At 62.8% G+C, this 14,432-nt stretch carries 15 protein-coding genes; 7 read left to right on the forward strand and 8 right to left on the reverse strand.

All coding sequences use genetic code 11. From position 1 onward, the window contains the following. Positions 1 to 3 precede the first annotated feature (3 nt). Positions 4 to 297 carry a DUF1330 domain-containing protein gene (locus NKJ94_RS22175; protein ID WP_352527824.1) on the forward strand — a complete coding sequence of 98 codons (294 nt, stop codon included), beginning with the start codon at positions 4 to 6 and terminating at the stop codon, positions 295 to 297. On the opposite strand, the gene gmk is transcribed toward NKJ94_RS22175, so the two are convergent. The 7 genes from gmk to fabD form a co-directional block, all read right to left on the reverse strand. Continuing rightward, on the reverse strand, positions 298 to 954 hold the full coding sequence (gene gmk / locus NKJ94_RS22180) for a guanylate kinase (protein WP_254820312.1): 657 nt from the start codon (positions 952 to 954) through the stop codon (positions 298 to 300). A gap of 49 nt (positions 955 to 1,003) precedes the next feature. Further along, complete coding sequence (locus NKJ94_RS22185; RefSeq protein ID WP_352527825.1) at positions 1,004 to 1,894, reverse strand: YicC/YloC family endoribonuclease; 891 nt, start codon at positions 1,892 to 1,894, stop codon at positions 1,004 to 1,006. 137 nt (positions 1,895 to 2,031) lie between these two features. Further along, the gene (gene mltG, locus NKJ94_RS22190) at positions 2,032 to 3,252 is read right to left on the reverse strand and encodes an endolytic transglycosylase MltG (RefSeq protein WP_352527827.1); all 1,221 of its coding nucleotides are present in this window, start codon (positions 3,250 to 3,252) and stop codon (positions 2,032 to 2,034) included. A 93-nt stretch (positions 3,253 to 3,345) separates the two neighbouring features. Next, entirely contained in the window at positions 3,346 to 4,608 is a 1,263-nt protein-coding gene (gene fabF / locus NKJ94_RS22195; protein WP_352494871.1) for a beta-ketoacyl-ACP synthase II, read from the reverse strand. Between the two features lie 34 nt (positions 4,609 to 4,642). Beyond that, positions 4,643 to 4,879 carry an acyl carrier protein gene (locus NKJ94_RS22200; protein WP_352527829.1) on the reverse strand — a complete coding sequence of 79 codons (237 nt, stop codon included), beginning with the start codon at positions 4,877 to 4,879 and terminating at the stop codon, positions 4,643 to 4,645. 187 nt (positions 4,880 to 5,066) lie between these two features. Next, complete coding sequence (gene fabG, locus NKJ94_RS22205; protein WP_352527832.1) at positions 5,067 to 5,804, reverse strand: 3-oxoacyl-[acyl-carrier-protein] reductase; 738 nt, start codon at positions 5,802 to 5,804, stop codon at positions 5,067 to 5,069. Positions 5,805 to 5,864: 60 nt separating this feature from the next. Continuing rightward, positions 5,865 to 6,830: an ACP S-malonyltransferase gene (fabD, locus tag NKJ94_RS22210; protein WP_352527835.1), complete on the reverse strand. Its 966-nt coding sequence runs from the start codon at positions 6,828 to 6,830 to the stop codon at positions 5,865 to 5,867. A 246-nt stretch (positions 6,831 to 7,076) separates the two neighbouring features. Here fabD and NKJ94_RS22215 point away from each other — a divergent pair, with 246 nt between their 5' ends. Next, on the forward strand, positions 7,077 to 9,002 hold the full coding sequence (locus NKJ94_RS22215; protein WP_352527836.1) for an LTA synthase family protein: 1,926 nt from the start codon (positions 7,077 to 7,079) through the stop codon (positions 9,000 to 9,002). 39 nt (positions 9,003 to 9,041) lie between these two features. On the opposite strand, the gene NKJ94_RS22220 is transcribed toward NKJ94_RS22215, so the two are convergent. Further along, entirely contained in the window at positions 9,042 to 10,586 is a 1,545-nt protein-coding gene (locus NKJ94_RS22220; RefSeq protein WP_352527838.1) for a pilus assembly protein TadG-related protein, read from the reverse strand. Between the two features lie 454 nt (positions 10,587 to 11,040). Here NKJ94_RS22220 and rpsF point away from each other — a divergent pair, with 454 nt between their 5' ends. The 5 genes from rpsF (at position 11,041) to NKJ94_RS22245 (ending at position 14,432) form a co-directional block, all read left to right on the forward strand. Continuing rightward, complete coding sequence (gene rpsF / locus NKJ94_RS22225; protein WP_352527840.1) at positions 11,041 to 11,535, forward strand: 30S ribosomal protein S6; 495 nt, start codon at positions 11,041 to 11,043, stop codon at positions 11,533 to 11,535. Continuing rightward, on the forward strand, positions 11,535 to 11,783 hold the full coding sequence (gene rpsR / locus NKJ94_RS22230) for a 30S ribosomal protein S18 (RefSeq protein ID WP_006203718.1): 249 nt from the start codon (positions 11,535 to 11,537) through the stop codon (positions 11,781 to 11,783). The genes rpsF and rpsR overlap by 1 nt, the downstream gene beginning before the upstream one ends. Before the next feature lie 217 nt (positions 11,784 to 12,000). Continuing rightward, positions 12,001 to 12,585, forward strand: coding sequence for a 50S ribosomal protein L9 (rplI, locus tag NKJ94_RS22235; protein ID WP_352527842.1), 585 nt, complete (start codon positions 12,001 to 12,003; stop codon positions 12,583 to 12,585). A gap of 152 nt (positions 12,586 to 12,737) precedes the next feature. Then, positions 12,738 to 14,027 (forward strand): cyclopropane fatty acid synthase, encoded by a 1,290-nt coding sequence (locus tag NKJ94_RS22240; RefSeq protein ID WP_352527844.1) that lies wholly within the window; start codon positions 12,738 to 12,740, stop codon positions 14,025 to 14,027. A gap of 81 nt (positions 14,028 to 14,108) precedes the next feature. Further along, positions 14,109 to 14,432 carry a YnfA family protein gene (locus NKJ94_RS22245; protein WP_352527846.1) on the forward strand — a complete coding sequence of 108 codons (324 nt, stop codon included), beginning with the start codon at positions 14,109 to 14,111 and terminating at the stop codon, positions 14,430 to 14,432.

Below are 14,432 nucleotides of genomic sequence, written 5' to 3' on the forward strand. Positions count from 1 at the left end.
ACAATGGCCGCCTATGTCATTTCCGACGTCACGATCCGCGACGCAGAGGCGATCGAAGCCTATCGCACCCGCGCGGCTGCCTCCATCGCCCAGCATGGCGGGCGCTATCTGGTACGCGGTGGCAAGGTGGAAATGTTGGAAGGCGACTGGTCTCCCGGGCCGCTGATCATCGTCGAATTCCCCGACATGGACACGGCGCGGCGCTGGTATCGCTCGGCCGAATACGTCGCTGCATTGGAACTGCGCGATGCCGCGCTCAGCCGCAATCTGATCCTGGTCGAGGGGATAGCGCCTTGATCAATCCGTCTTCTCGTCGAGCAGCCCGGAGACGAAATCGAACAGGCCGGGCCGGCGATCTCGTCTGAGCCGTTCGGCGGTGACGATGCCGCGCACCTCGGCGAAAGCCCGGTCGAGATCGTCGTTGACGATGACGAAATCATATTCCTTCCAGTGCTCGATCTCGTTGCGGGCGTTCTTGAGCCGCGTCTCGATCACCGCTTCCTGGTCCTCGGCGCGACGCTTCAGCCGCGCCTTCAATTCCTTCATCGACGGCGGCAGGATAAAGATCGAGACGATGTCGGCGCGCATCTTCTCCTTGAGCTGCTGAGCGCCCTGCCAGTCGATGTCGAACAGCATGTCGCGGCCTTCGGCCAGCGCCTGTTCGGCCGGCTCGCGCGGCGTCGCGTAGCAATTGCCGTGCACCTCCGCCCATTCGAGCAGCGCATCGGAATCGCGCAGCCGCTCGAACTCGCGCATGGTGCGGAAGTGGTAATGGACGCCCTCGATCTCGCTGCCGCGGCGTGGCCGCGTGGTGACCGAGACCGAGAGTTCCAGGCTGGAATCGCTCTCCAGCAGGTTGCGCGCGATCGTCGACTTGCCGGCGCCTGACGGCGACGACAAGACCAGCATCAGCCCGCGGCGCCGAATGCGGGAACCCAAATCCCTAGCAGTCATGGGGCTTGGCAGTCATGGGGCTTGGCAGTCATGTGGCTTGGCATCGGGATCATTCCAGATTCTGGACCTGTTCGCGAAACTGGTCGACGACCGCCTTCAGTTCCAACCCGATGGCGGTGACCGCGGCAGCATTCGACTTGGAACACAGCGTATTCGATTCGCGGTTGAATTCCTGCGCCAGGAAATCGAGCTTGCGGCCGATGGCGCCGCCGGCGGCGAGCAGCGCCCGGCCTGACGCCACATGTGTCTTCAGCCGGTCGATCTCCTCGCGTATGTCGGCCTTGGTGGCCAGGAACGCCGCTTCCATATGCAGCCGGCCGGCGTCCAGATTGGCGGACGCGTCCATCAACAGCCGGATCTGCTCGGCGAGCCTTTCGCGAATCGTGGCTGGCTCGCGTGATGGATCGGCCTCGGCCCGCAGCGTCAGCGCCTCGATAGCATCGATATGGCCGGACAGCAGGGAACGAAGTGCGGCACCTTCGCCCTGGCGCGCCTGCTGCAGCCCGTCCAATGCTGCTTCCAGCGCCGACAGTATCGCGGTGTCGAGCGCACTGCGCGCCTCTTCGGTTTCGATGGTTTCGGGAATGTCGAGCACGCCGCGCAGCGCAAGCAGCCCGTCGGCCGCCGCAGGTGCTACTCCGAACTGCTCCTGCAGCCGTTTGGCCAACCCCGCCAGATCCTTCAGGAAAGCCTCGTTGACCACGGGTTGCGCTTGCGCGCCGGCGGCGCGACCAATGGTCAGCGTCATCTGGAAATTGCCGCGCGCAAAACGCTTTTGCACCGTCTGCCTGACGGGCGGCTCCAGCCGGTCGAAACCTTGCGGCAGCCGCAGCCTGACCTCGACGCTCTTGCCGTTGACGGACTTGGCTTCCCAGGCAATCGAAGTGCCGTCGTGTTCGGCGACACTACGCGCAAAACCGGTCATGCTCTGCAAGTTCATGCTGCCGTGCTTCCCCTTGGCGAATGCCCCTCAAGCCGGAACGATTTCTCCGGAAAGGATCATGTGAATTTCAATGCCATAGCAGCCCTTGCACATCCACTCGGACATGCACAGGGCCGACCTGATGCCGTCCGCCCCTACTGGGCGGCGGTGGCGCCCGCATCGTCAACGATGGCTCCCGCCGGCGCGTCGGCTCCGGTCTTGCTTGCCCCGGCCTTGGCGGCGTCCTGCGCCTGCTTTTTCAGCAGAGCCCGGTAGCGAGCGACATTCTCGTTATGCTCATCGAGCGTCGCGGCAAAGACATGGCCGCCGCTGCCGTCGGCGACGAAGTAAAGATCGCTGGTCTTCGACGGATTGGCGACTGCCTCCAGCGCCGCACGACCTGGATTAGCGATCGGCGTCGGCGGCAAGCCGTTGATCAGATAGGTGTTGTAGGGCGTCGGCTTCTGGATGTCCGACTGATAGATCGGGCGGTCGATGGGTTTGCCCTTGCCGCCGAACAGGCCGTAGATGATGGTCGGGTCCGACTGCAGCCGCATGCCCTTGGCCAGCCGGTTGAGGAAGACGGCGGCCACCCGCGAGCGTTCATCGCCCTTGCCTGTCTCCTTCTCGACGATCGAGGCCAGTGTGACGAAATCCTCAATGTTGGCGATCGGCAGATCCGGCGCTCGGCGCTGCCAGACGTCGTCGACCAGCTTCTTCTGGTCGGCCAGAAGCTTGTCGACCATCTGCTGGCGTGTTGCGCCGCGGGTGAAGCGCAGCGTGTCGGTGGCGAGGCTGCCCTCAGGTGGAGTGGTCGACGGCATATCCCCGGTCAGCGCGTCCTGCTCGGCGATCCGTTGCAGTGCCTGCTCGACCGTCAGCCCCTCGGGGATAGTCAGCGAATACATCACCGACTTGCCGCTCTTCAGGAGTTCCATGATATCGTGCATCGAGGCCTGCGGCTTGATCTCGTATTCGCCGGCCTTCAGGGCGGAATCATTACCGAAGGCGCGTACGCCAAGGCGGAAAATGCGGGCGTCGCTGATCAGCCCTCGCCGCTCAAGCTGGTCGGCGATCTCCTGGACGCCGCTATTCGGCTTGACCAGGAAAGTGTCGCCATTGGCCGACGGGCCGGGCTCGTTGAATTCCTGCTTGCCGAAATACAGCGCCACGCCTGCCGCCAGAACCATCAGAATCACCGAAGAGATGACGAAGTTCATGAACACGACGAACTGGCTGCGCGAGGCACGCGAGCGTTTCGGCGGCGGCGTGCCGGCCTCGGGCCGCAACGCCTCGCTGGCCGTCTTCGGCACGATCGGGCCGGGCGTTGCTGCCCGTTGCCCGAATTCCCCGTTATCGGCCGGATTTGTATTCATAGCGCCCTACCATTTGATCTTGCGACGAATCCCCTCGGGCAGAGTAGGGGCGAATATGGCAAAATTGACGGCAGACGGAAACCGGCGGAGCGGTCAGCCATTGTAGCGCTGGAAGACGAGCGAGGCGTTGGTGCCACCGAAGCCGAAGGAGTTGGACAGCGCCACGTCGATCTGCCGGGCTCGCGGCTTGTGCGGCACCAGGTCAATCGCCGTTTCGCGCTCCGGATTGTCGAGATTGATGGTCGGCGGCGCGATGTTGTCGCGAATGGCGAGGATCGAAAAGATCGCCTCGGCAGCACCCGCCGCGCCCAGCAGGTGGCCAATCGACGATTTGGTCGACGACATCGATATCTTCGAGGCGGCGTTGCCGACCAGCCGCTCGACGGCGCCGAGTTCGATCGTATCGGCCATGGTCGAGGTGCCGTGCGCATTGATGTAGTCGACATCGGCAGGCGTCAGCTTCGCCCGGTTCAGCGCCGCCGTCATGCAACGGAAAGCGCCGTCGCCGTCCTCGGCAGGCGCGGTGATGTGATAGGCGTCACCGGTCAGGCCGTAGCCGGTGACCTCGGCATAGATCTTGGCGCCGCGGGCCTTGGCGTGTTCGAGCTCCTCGAGCACGACCACGCCGGCGCCCTCGCCCATGACGAAGCCGTCGCGATCGCGATCATAGGGGCGCGAGGCGGTTTGCGGCGCATCGTTGCGGTCGGTGGAGAGCGCGCGGCAAGCGGCGAAACCGGCGATCGAGAGTCTCGTCACCGGCGCTTCGGCGCCGCCCGCGACCATCACGTCGGCATCGCCCCAGATGATCAGCCGGGCGGCATCGCCGATGGCGTGCGCACCGGTCGAGCAAGCGGTGACGACGGCATGGTTGGGGCCTTTCAGCCCATGCCGGATCGAGACCTGACCGGAGACGAGATTGATGATCTGGCCGGGGATGAAGAACGGGCTGATGCGGCGCGGACCGCGTTCCTTGAGGATCATCGCATTCTCGGCGATGCCTTCGATGCCGCCGATGCCCGAACCGATCAGCACGCCGGTGGCGCACTGTTCCTCATGCGTCTTTGGCTGCCAGCCGGAATCCTTGAGTGCCTCGTCGGCGGCCGCGATCCCATACAGGATGAAGTCGCCGATCTTGCGCAGTTCCTTCGGCTCGAGAACGGCTTCAGGATTGAAAGTGGCATTGGAGCCGTCACCGCGCGGAATGACGTGGGCGACCTTGCAGGCAAGGTCTTCCACCTCGAATTCGGTGATGCGCTTGGCTGCGCTGCGGCCGGTCAGAAGCTCCTTCCAGCTGTGCTCGAAGCCCATGCCGAACGGTGAAAGCAGCCCAAGGCCCGTGACGACGACACGCCTCATCGCAGGTCCTCCCCGGTGATGACTGCAAATAGCGTCAGGCCGAGGCCTTGTCGATGTATTTCACCGCATCGCCAACAGTTAGGATGGTCTCGGCAGCGTCGTCCGGGATTTCGACGCCGAACTCTTCTTCGAACGCCATGACAAGTTCGACCGTGTCGAGGCTGTCCGCGCCCAGATCATCGATGAAGCTCGCCTGCTCCGTCACCTTGTCGGCATCGACGCCAAGGTGCTCGATGACGATCTTCTTGACGCGCTCTCCGGTGTCACTCATTTGGGCATCCTCGTCTTTTGGTTGTCTGTCTTCGTTAGCGGGCAGAATGCCGCTAATCAAGCTGAAAGATGGTCCTGCCGGAAACGCAGCGGAACAGGACCGGTTTTTGCCCGAACCGCCGGGTTGCGGGCGGCATTACACGAAAAATGCCGTGCATCCAAGACGGAATGAAGCGTTTTCCCAAGTGTTAGATCATCGCCATGCCGCCATTGACATGAATGGTCTGGCCGGTGACGTAGGCTGCCTCATTGGAAGCGAGGTAGGCGACGGCAGAGGCGACTTCAGCGCCCGTGCCCATGCGCCGGGTCGGGATCACCGCCATGATCGCCTCTTTCTGCTTGTCGTTGAGCTTGTCGGTCATCGCCGATTCGATGAAGCCCGGGGCGACGCAGTTGACGGTGATATTGCGGGTGGCGATCTCCTGCGCCAGCGATTTGGAAAAGCCGATCATACCGGCTTTGGAGGCGCAGTAATTGGTCTGGCCGGGATTGCCGGTGACGCCGACCACTGAAGTGATGTTGATGATGCGGCCATGTCGGCGCCGCATCATCGGATGGGTAAGCTCGCGGGTCAGCCGGAACACGGCGGTCAGGTTGACCTCGAGCACGCTATCCCAGTCGGCATCAGCCATGCGTACGAACAACCCGTCCTTGGTGATGCCGGCATTGTTGACGAGGATGTCGACGCCTTCGAGGTCGGCCTCCGCCTTCTGGCCGAGCGCCTTGACCTCGTCGCGATTGGAAAGATTGGCCGGGAACAGCTTGACCCGGTCGCCCAGTTCGGCGGCCAGCGCCTCCAGTTTCTCGATGCGTGTGCCGTGCAGGCCGACGATGGCGCCCTGGCCATGCAGCACGCGGGCGATCGCCTCGCCGATGCCTCCCGATGCGCCGGTGACGAGCGCCTTGCGGCCGGTCAATTCGAACATTCTTGTCTCCTGATCTGAGCGAACACCCTTCGCATGGAGCGGGGTCAAATCGCCAGTTGATTATGCAAGTGCCGCCAGCGCCGCCTCGACATCCGCCGCGGATCCGATGGCACTGGTGGCAATATCGCGGTTGATGCGCCGCGCCAGCCCCGACAGAACCTTGCCGGCGCCCACTTCATATAGTGTCGCAACGCCATTCGCGCCGAACCACTCCACCGTTTCGCGCCAGCGCACGCGCCCGACCACCTGTTCGACGAGGCGGCGGGCGATCTCGTCCGGATCGCTCGTCGGGATCACCGTAACATTGGAGACCAGCGGCACGACCGGCGCATTCTTCTGCACTCCCGCCAGCGCCTCCCGCATGATCTCGGCCGCCGGCTTCATCAGTGCCGAATGGAAGGGCGCCGAGACCTGCAGCATCAGCGCCCGCTTTGCGCCCTTCTCCGTGCATAGCTTCGCCGCCAGTTCGACCGCCGGCCTGGCGCCTGAGATCACCAGCTGGCCGCCGCCATTGTCATTGGCGATCTGGCAAACCAAGGCGTGCGCCGGATCTTTGGCCGCGCCGTGGGCGGCCTCGGCGCAAGCCGCCTCGACGTCAGCCTGTTCCAGCCCGATAATCGCCGCCATGGCGCCCTCTCCGGCCGGTACCGCCGCCTGCATGGCATTGCCGCGGATGCGCAACAGCCGGGCGGCGTCGGCGACCGAAACGAAACCGGCGGCTGCAAGTGCCGAATATTCGCCAAGCGAATGGCCGGCGACATAGGTGACCTTATCTTCCAGTGAGAAGCCGCGCGCCTCCAGCGCCCGAATTGCGGCAAGCGACACCGCCATCAGCGCCGGCTGGGCGTTGGCGGTCAGCGTCAGCGTCTCTTCCGGACCTTCCCAGATCAGCTTCGATAGATTTTCGCCGAGCGCATCGTCGACTTCCTCGAAGATCCGCAGCGATTCCACAAAGGCGTCGGCGAGGTCCTTGCCCATGCCGACAGCCTGGCTGCCCTGCCCCGGAAAGGTGAATGCGATGGCCATCGGCGGCTCCCAGCTGCTGGTTCTGGTTGCCTGTGACGCAAGGCGTGCGGCCAAGTCAAGTCCAACCTCGACCGCGCAACGTCGGCCGAGTGCCTGTTTCGGCAGGCTTTTTGGCGATCACTCATGATGAAAACCGCTCACGATTTGTTTGCTGGCTCTTCTTATTTCCGCCACAGGCGCTAGCTTTGCGTGACAGTTCGATGACAGTCGAGTGACGCTTTTGTTGCGGGCCGGGGAACTATTGAAGTGGCAAAGACCAAGAACAGCGCAGCCGAGGCCGCGCCACAGTTTCTCGAAGGCGATCCATCCACCGGCTATCTGCCGGCGCGCAAATGGCCTGTCATCCGCTATGGCCTTATCAGCTTGCTGGCCGCGGCCATCCTGGTGTTCGCCATCGAACTGATCGTGCGCGGCAACTTTGCCGGCACCATCGACTTCTTTCTGCAGCCCTTCAAACCCGGCTGGACCACAATCATTATTTTTGCGCTGATCCTCATCGGCCTCGACGCCGTGCTTGGCCGCAGCCATCAGAGCCTGATGATCGTCGCGCCGCTGACGTTGTCGCTGGCGTTCGTCGGCCACCAGAAGTCGCTCTATCTCGGCGATCCGCTCTATCCGACCGATTTCCTCTATTCCCGGCAGATCGTGGCACTGATGCCGCTCCTGGTGCGCGATCGCCCGGGAACCGCCATTGCCCTGGCGATCGGCATCGTCGGCGGGCTGTCGCTGCTCGTCTATTGCTGGCGGCTATGGCGCCGCCGCGTTCCGTCGCTCAGCCACAAGGGCCGCCTTGCCCGGCTGACGCTGACGGTGCCGCTGATCGCCTTCTTCGTCTCCATCATGGACTATGCCACTTTCTCGTGGACGCGCGACCGGCTGCAGATCATCCCGATCATGTGGGACCAGAAGGAAAACTATGCCTCGAACGGTTTTGCGCTCGCCTTCGCGCTGAACGTCCCGATGGCCCATGTCTCGGCGCCGCCCGGCTATTCCGGCAAGGCGATCGCGGCGATCGGCAAACCGCAGGTGACGGCCTCGATACCTGCCGAGAAGCCCGACATCATCGTCGTCATGAGCGAATCGTTCTGGGATCCGACCAAGCTGCCCGGCGTCACCATCACGCCCGATCCGATCCCCAATGTGCGGGCACTGCGCTCGGGCTATATGTTCTCGCCCGAATTCGGCGGCATGACGGCCAACATCGAGTTCGAGGCCCTGACCGGCTTTTCCAACGCCTTCCTGCCGGCGGGCAGCATTCCCTACCAGCAATATGTGCGGACACCGACCCCCTCGCTCGCCACCTTCCTGAAAAGCCAGGGCTACCGGACACGCGCCATCCATCCCGGCACCAACTGGTTCTGGAACCGGGGAGCCGTCTATGCCGATTTCGGCTTCAACGACTTCAAGTCCGAGGAGACGCTGCCGCCCATGCAAAAACGCGGACCGCTCGCGTCGGACGCCGCGATGACCGACGAGATCATCCACGAGGCCGATACCAGTGCCGAGCCGGTCTTCTTTTTCGCCGTCAGCCTGCAGAACCACGGACCGTATGAGCCGTATCGCTATAACAATCCGACCCACAAGGTGCAGGCGCCGATCAGCCAATGGGCGCGTGAATCGCTGTTGAGCTACGCCGAAGGCTCTTCCGATGCGGACCGCGGCCTTGAGCGGCTGATCGAATGGGCGAAGACACGCGAGCGGCCGACGGTCATCGCCTTCTTCGGCGACCATCTGCCGCCGCTTGGGCCGGTCTACGTCGAGACCGGTTTCCTGAAGGACAATGTCGCGCCGCGCAAGGAGGCGGCCGACCAGATGCTGCTGCACCACCAGACGCCGCTGATCGTCTGGTCGAACCGCAGCGGGCCGGCCGAGGATCTGGGCGCCGTCAGCCCGGCCTTCCTGCCCTACCATATCCTGAAGACGGCCGGCATCAGCCATCCCTATTACACTGGCTTCCTCGGCCAGTTGCGGGAGCGCTACCGCGTCATCGACCGCAATTTGCTGTTGGCACCGGGGGGCGACGCCACCCCCGATTGGTCGCGTCAGAAAGAGATCGACCCGGCAATCCGCGACTTCCGTCTGCTGCAATACGACATGATGTTCGGCAAGCGCCATGCGGCGCCCGATTTCTTCCCCGAGACCACGGGCAAAGTGGCTGCGCATACGAGTTGAGCAGCGGCGGCGGAACGGCCGTAGAGCGGCTGACGTCGTTCAGTTCGTCAAGTGCAGTTGCGAAATCGAGCTTCCGATCTTCAGGAAGACGCTTTCAAGCTGACTGACGTCGTTGGTCGGGTAATAATTCGACGGCGACGATGCGCAGGCCTCGTAGAGCTTGCGGTTGGCTGCGGTGTCGGCCTGCAGCAGCACTGTGAAGATCTGCACGTCCTGCTTCTCTAACGTGTTGCACACATTAGTTGTCCAGTCGTCGACATTGCGCGCGGCCGCGGTCTGGTCGCTGGATCCGAACCGACCCGAGGCCAGGAACCCGTAGGAACCATAGTCCGACTTCTGTGGCGTATCCTTCGCGCCATAGACAACATTTTCGCCGTCGGTCAGCAGCAGCACAGTTTTGGTCGTGCCCGACGTCCTGAAAGGCGCGCCGTCACTGTAAGGCGGTTCCGGCGAGAGTACCCGCATCCCCCAGGACAGCCCTTCGGAAACATTGGTGCCCGAACCGTTCCATTCGATCATCTCGCCGACGGCGCTGCGCAATTTGTCGAAATCGTCGGTCAACGGCACTATCGGCGTCGGACAGGCTCGGTTTGGGCCGATCGTCAGTGGGCCTTTCTTGTCGTTGATCAGCTTCATCGTTGAAACACTGTACTTCGCCATGTCGCTTGTGAGACCGGGAAGCAGGGTGGCGACGGTGTCGTCGAGATAGGAATTGTTGTAGCCGGTCGCCGAATTGCCGTAGGAACTGTTCGGGCTTTTGGCGTTCCCTGGATCGTCCGGCGCGAAATACGGTACGAACAGGGTGTCCGGTTTGTTTTGGTCGGGCGAAATGTCGGAACCATTATTGGCTCCGGGCCGCGCTTCGACGCAACCCCGCCATTCGACAGCCAATTGCTTGAACAAGTCCATGTGGTTGACGCGCTTGCCGCCGACCAATGGGAAATTGGCGCCGTTGTTCGGCGATTTGCCGGCCATGTCGATCCAGGCCGGATCGTAGTCCTCGCCCTTGACGTTGACCGCGGTGACGAACGGCACCACCGCGACACGCACACTGCGCGTCGGCGACTTCGCCGCTTCGAGCATATCGATCAAGGCCGTCGCCGCCGTTCGCAATGCGCCGATGCGATCGTTGCTGGCCATCGACCCGGTATTGTCGAGCACCAGCACCACTTCGAGCTGATTGGTCGATTCGACCGCGCCGGCATCGACGGTGATGCGCTTGTCGTTGCCGAACAGGAACGCGAAGTTCAAATTGGCATCCGCGGTGGCGACAGCCCTTGTCTGGATGAAGTTAAGGCCCCTTTCGACAGTGAGGGTTGCTTCGGCGTTCCTCAACTCGCTGTGGCCGGCGACATTGGTCTGGAAATAGCGATCGAAGACGTCCTTGCGCGTGGCGTCGATGTCGCCGAGATGCGAAGATGCAAGGTTCGCGGCGTCGAGCGCGTTCTGCAAGCTGACCTTGGCCCTCATCAAGGTGGACACATCCACGGCAAAGGCGACGGCCGTCAGAACCGCAGGCAGCCCGAACGCAAGCATCAGGGCAAAGTTGCCGCTCTTCGAACGGCAGAAATTGTCGAAAAGCATTTTACCCCCAAAAACCGCCTTGCTGCCGGCCTCGCGCGAACCGGCTCGTTTTGCATTCGCATGATGAACGACGGGTTGACACCACGCCCGCCGGCACGGGAACTTCGCACGGTGGTTAAGGTCCGGTTTCAGAAAATCCGCAAAACCTTGCCATCGAGGCCCATTGCGCGCGGGGAAGTAGGGCGCTAGTCGAGCCGTTTGTCCTTGCCTTGCGGCCAAATTCCTGTATAGACGCCCGCAATCTGCCGGTCCTTGCTGGGGGCTGAACGGAGGGCCGGAGGTTTTTCGAAACCTTCGCGTGAAGCCGGAAGCGCTTCCGCCTCCCGTGTCTCCGCTCTCGACCGTCTCGTCATGCTCCTTTCTTCCCCGCCTTCGCAAGAATTGCGGGTCAGAGAAGTTGCAGAGGCTTTTGCCGCCGGGAACCGGGAGAGAAACGAAGAAAGGCACGAACACTATGGCTCTATACGAACATGTGTTTCTTGCCCGGCAGGACCTCTCGCAGCAGCAGGTCGATGCGCTTGTCGAACAGTACAAGGGCGTCATCACCGCGAATGGCGGGTCCGTCGGCCGGGTCGAGAACTGGGGACTGAAGTCCCTCACCTACCGGGTCAACAAGAACCGGAAGGCATACTACACACTCATGGACATTACCTGCCCGCCGGCCGCGCTCAACGAGATGGAGCGCCAGATGGGCTTGTCCGAGGACGTGCTGCGTTTCCTGACCATCAAGGTCGAAGCGCATGAGGAAGGTCCGTCGGCAATGATGCAGAAGCGCGAAGAGCGCTCGGAACGCGGCGGCTTCGGCGACCGTGGCGATCGCGGTCCGCGCTCATTCGGCGACCGCGATCGCGGTGACCGTGGTGATCGTCCGCCGCGCAGCTTCGGCGATGGCGGTGCCGATCGTGGCCCGCGCCGTCCGCGCGAAGGCTTTGAAGGAGCCGCAGAATAATGGTCGACATCAATCAGATCCCCACCCGGCGCCCCTTCCACCGCCGCCGCAAGACCTGCCCGTTCTCCGGCGCCAATGCGCCGAAGATCGACTACAAGGACGTACGGCTTCTGCAGCGCTACATTTCCGAGCGCGGCAAGATCGTGCCTTCGCGCATCACCGCCGTCAGCCAGAAGAAGCAGCGCGAACTCGCCAAGGCGATCAAGCGCGCCCGCTTCCTCGGCCTGCTGCCCTACGTGGTCCGCTAAAATCCACGCGGGCGGTTCGCCGCCCGCTCTTTTTTCACCGGCCACGACGGGCGTAGCCGGATCGAACACCAAATCCCGGGTTGGATTTCGTCAAGAGATCCTAACTGCCGCGACAGGCAGGACAGCGACACAGGCGGCGACGCCCCAGCTTCCTGACCTGTTCCAGACAATTCGGCGCCGATCCTGAGGATAGGCGCCCAAGCGAAGGAACAAAACCATGGAAGTCATTCTTCTCGAACGCGTTTCCCGGCTCGGCCAGATGGGCGACACCGTCAAGGTCAAGGACGGGTTCGCCCGCAATTTCCTGCTGCCGCAGGGCAAGGCGCTACGCGCCAACGAAGGTAACAAGAAGAAGTTCGAGGGACAGCGGGCTCAGCTCGAAGCCCGCAACCTGGAGCGCAAGTCCGAGGCCGCGCAGATTGCTGAAAAGCTCGACGGCAAGAGCTTCATCGCCGTGCGCTCGGCCGGCGAAACCGGTCAGCTCTATGGTTCGGTGTCGACGCGCGACATCGCCGAGCTGTTGACGGCGGAAGGTTTTTCGGTGAACCGCAACCAGATCCTTCTCAACCAGCCGATCAAGACCATCGGCGTCACCAATGTGGCGATCGCGCTGCACCCGGAAGTCGAGGTCACCATCACCCTCAACATTGCCCGCACGGCCGACGAAGCCGAGCGCCAAGCCAAGGGCGAAACACTGACCACCGCCGAAGCCATCTACGGCGAGGACATCAACGACAATGCGCGGCCGGAAAATTTCTTCGACCCGAATGCGGAGTTCGAAGGCGGCGAAGACAACAGCTGATCGTCGTTCGCCGGCATTTGCCGGCTAATACCTATCTGGACCAATGCCCGGGCCTCGCACCCGGGCATTTTTATGCCAAATGGAACTTTTCGAACCCCTATATCTTGATGCAGAATAAGACAGCGTGTCTGGCCGAGAGGGGACAATTGGTCATGAATATTCTGCTGAAGCGCGTTCTCGACCGCCTGGTCCGCACAGGCAATCTCAAGGTGACAGGGCCGCAAGGCTCGATGGTAACTTTCGGTGACGGCAGCGGCGAGCCGGTGCACATGCATATCAAGACAAGGCATGCCGAGCGCGCCATCACTTTCGACCCGATGCTGGCGGTGCCGGAAGCCTACATGGACGGTGAACTCGACATTATCGAGGGCGGCGTGCTGGGGGTGATGCGCATTGCGTTCCAGAATATGGGCAGCGGCGGTATCGATGCCACCTGGTCGAAGGCGATCGAGGGTCTGCGCCACGCCTTCCGGCGCTTGCAGCAGATCAATACGGCGTCGCGGGCGCGCCGCAACGTGCAGCGCCACTACGATCTGTCGGGCGACCTCTACCGCCTCTTCCTCGATGAGGACATGCAATATTCCTGCGCCTATTTCGAGCAGCCGGATATGACGCTGGACGAGGCACAAGCAGCCAAGAAGCGCCATATCGCCGCTAAGCTCAGGCTGAAGGCGGGCCAGACGGTGCTCGACATCGGCTCTGGCTGGGGCGGGCTTGGCCTCTATCTCGCCAAGGCGTTCGACGTCGACGTGCAGGGCGTAACGCTGTCGACCGAGCAGCATGGCGTCGCCACCGACCGCGCCCATGCGCAAGGCCTGCAAAACCGGGTGCATTTCGACCTCAAGGACTATCGCGAGCTCAATGAGCGTTTCGACCGCATCGTCTCGGTCGGCATGTTCGAGCATGTCGGCGTCAATCATTTCCGCACCTTCTTCGACAAGTCGGCGACGCTGCTGAAGCCGGACGGCGTCATGCTGCTGCACACGATCGGCCGCTCCGGCGTGCCGTGGGCAACCAGCGCCTTCATCCGCAAGTACATCTTCCCCGGCGGCTACATCCCGTCGCTCTCCGAAGTGATGCCGGCCATCGAGAAATCGGGGCTCGTCGTCACCGATATCGAGGTCCTGCGGCTGCATTATGCGGAGACGCTAAAGCATTGGGGCGAGCGCTTCGCCGCCAACCGCGACAAGGCCAAGGCGATTTATGACGAGCGCTTCTGCCGCATGTGGGAGTTCTATCTTGCCGCCTCGGAAGCCGCTTTCCGCTGGCAGGATCTGGTGATCTTCCAGATTCAGATCGCCAAGAAGAACGACACGCTGCCGATGACGCGCGACTACATGGCCAGTTGCGAGAAGGCGCTGGAGATGCGCGATCTTGGACGTCGTGAAAAGGCTCCTACGCCCAAGCCCACGCGCCGCCGCAAGGTGGCGGATCCGGAGTAGACTGCCGGCGATTGCACCATTGCCGCTTGCCATTGCCGGCTGGCACGCTGAAAAGGTCTCGTCAACGCGGGACCTTTTTTCATGACCTGCCTCCTCTACGGCGCCGCCGCACTTGCCGAGATCGCCGGCTGCTTTTCGTTCTGGGCGTGGTGGCGGCTGGACAAGTCGCCGCTGTGGTTGGCGCCCGGTCTCGTCTCGCTGGTGCTATTTGCGTGGCTGCTGGCGCTGGTCGACGCCAGTGCGGCCGGCCGTGCCTATGCCGCCTATGGCGGCATCTACATTGCCGCCTCGCTGGTCTGGCTGTGGCTGGCGGAGGGCGTGCGCCCAGACCGCTGGGACCTTGCCGGTGCCGCGATCTGCATCATTGGCGCCTCGGTCATCGTGCTCGCACCTCGGGCTGCGTAA

The sequence above is a fragment of the Mesorhizobium sp. M0060 genome (assembly GCF_040323155.1).
GTDB lineage: Bacteria > Pseudomonadota > Alphaproteobacteria > Rhizobiales > Rhizobiaceae > Mesorhizobium.

Bases quoted from the DNA above. Each gene is read 5' to 3' on its own strand.
- mltG (WP_352527827.1), bottom strand. From the start codon at position 3,252: ATGAATACAAATCCGGCCGATAACGGGGAATTCGGGCAACGGGCAGCA.
- gmk (WP_254820312.1), bottom strand. From the start codon at position 954: ATGACTGCTAGGGATTTGGGTTCCCGCATTCGGCGCCGCGGGCTGATG.
- rpsR (WP_006203718.1), top strand. From the start codon at position 11,535: ATGGTCGACATCAATCAGATCCCCACCCGGCGCCCCTTCCACCGCCGC.
- rplI (WP_352527842.1), top strand. From the start codon at position 12,001: ATGGAAGTCATTCTTCTCGAACGCGTTTCCCGGCTCGGCCAGATGGGC.
- NKJ94_RS22175 (WP_352527824.1), top strand. From the start codon at position 4: ATGGCCGCCTATGTCATTTCCGACGTCACGATCCGCGACGCAGAGGCG.
- fabG (WP_352527832.1), bottom strand. From the start codon at position 5,804: ATGTTCGAATTGACCGGCCGCAAGGCGCTCGTCACCGGCGCATCGGGA.
- fabF (WP_352494871.1), bottom strand. From the start codon at position 4,608: ATGAGGCGTGTCGTCGTCACGGGCCTTGGGCTGCTTTCACCGTTCGGC.
- NKJ94_RS22245 (WP_352527846.1), top strand. From the start codon at position 14,109: ATGACCTGCCTCCTCTACGGCGCCGCCGCACTTGCCGAGATCGCCGGC.
- NKJ94_RS22185 (WP_352527825.1), bottom strand. From the start codon at position 1,894: ATGAACTTGCAGAGCATGACCGGTTTTGCGCGTAGTGTCGCCGAACAC.
- rpsF (WP_352527840.1), top strand. From the start codon at position 11,041: ATGGCTCTATACGAACATGTGTTTCTTGCCCGGCAGGACCTCTCGCAG.
- NKJ94_RS22240 (WP_352527844.1), top strand. From the start codon at position 12,738: ATGAATATTCTGCTGAAGCGCGTTCTCGACCGCCTGGTCCGCACAGGC.
- NKJ94_RS22200 (WP_352527829.1), bottom strand. From the start codon at position 4,879: ATGAGTGACACCGGAGAGCGCGTCAAGAAGATCGTCATCGAGCACCTT.
- NKJ94_RS22220 (WP_352527838.1), bottom strand. From the start codon at position 10,586: ATGCTTTTCGACAATTTCTGCCGTTCGAAGAGCGGCAACTTTGCCCTG.
- fabD (WP_352527835.1), bottom strand. From the start codon at position 6,830: ATGGCCATCGCATTCACCTTTCCGGGGCAGGGCAGCCAGGCTGTCGGC.